The organism is Citrobacter sp. XY323, from assembly GCF_025106035.1.
Classification (GTDB): Bacteria; Pseudomonadota; Gammaproteobacteria; order Enterobacterales; family Enterobacteriaceae; genus Citrobacter; species Citrobacter braakii.
Genome location: NZ_JANYUK010000037.1, coordinates 1 through 1,015 on the forward strand (window position 1 = coordinate 1; position 1,015 = coordinate 1,015).

Annotated in this window: 2 protein-coding genes; both read right to left on the reverse strand. The window is 56.7% G+C overall.

All coding sequences use genetic code 11. From position 1 onward, the window contains the following. A partial coding sequence (locus tag N0B36_RS24365; protein WP_259689510.1) for a formylglycine-generating enzyme family protein occupies window positions 1-527 on the reverse strand: 527 nt, incomplete at its 3' end. Further along, on the reverse strand, window positions 524-1,015 hold a 492-nt coding region (locus N0B36_RS24370), incomplete at its 5' end, for a formylglycine-generating enzyme family protein (RefSeq protein WP_259689512.1). The genes N0B36_RS24370 and N0B36_RS24365, both read right to left, overlap by 4 nt.

The window sequence follows — 1,015 nt, forward strand, 5'->3', positions numbered from 1 at the left end:
GTTGCCACCAGAATATACTGACCCCGGTCGCGCGCCGCGTACTCCCACTGCGCTTCCGTCGGCAGGGAAAACGGCAGTCCTGTCTCTTTCTGCAGCCAGCGACAGTAGCTGTCAGCTTCGCTCCATGACACCACTGCCGGACTGTTTTTAAAATGGGTCATTTCAGCCAGCATTTTATTCCGCCATTCTTTATCAAACTGCTGTGCAGGTAATCCCGCCATTTTAAGATAAAAAGTGTAATCCTCATGGGTCACCTTGAAACGACCGATGGAATAGCTGCTCAGCGTCACCTCATGCAGCGGCTTGGTATCGTTTTCCGAAGAACAGCGTGCCCCTTCGCCATGCGTGCGGGAGCAAAAATCTCCCATCCAGAACGTTCCGCCCGGAATAAAAACCAGATCGCCGGTGATGCGTTGCAGATAGTGTGCTAATTCAGCGTTATTCTGTGAGGTGCCCTGCACCGCCGGTTCCGGTTTATCGCAACCGCTCAGCAGCAGCAGCATCGCCAGGCTGTATTTACCGGTCATTTCACCGCCTCTGCAGAGTTCACCGCACAGCGGACGGTGGTGCCATCAGGAAAATAGTTATCCTTAATGGCATAACCGCGGAAAAAGGTCAGCCCCACATCAAACCCGGGAGAGGGACGATAACCTCCGCGGCGAACCTTCAGGTACTGCCCATTATCTTCATCCAGGATGACCCCCTTTTCCGGGCCCTGCGGATCCTGCTTCGGGGATTGCGCGTAATAATCCGGGTCATACCAGTCGCTCACCCACTCGTAGCCGTTCTCTGCCATGCCGTACAGCCCGCCGGGGGTCGGCGGATAGCGATCGACGGCATAACGAACAAAGGAACTTTCCACCCCGGTGGCCTCTTCCGTTGCCTGGCGGTCCGCGCTGGTGGCGTAATTTTCACCGCGCCCGGTTTTTTCATCCTCGCGCCAGTCGCCGTCATCCGTTGCCACCAGAATATACTGACCCCGGTCGCGCGCCGCGTACTCCCACTGCGCTTCCGT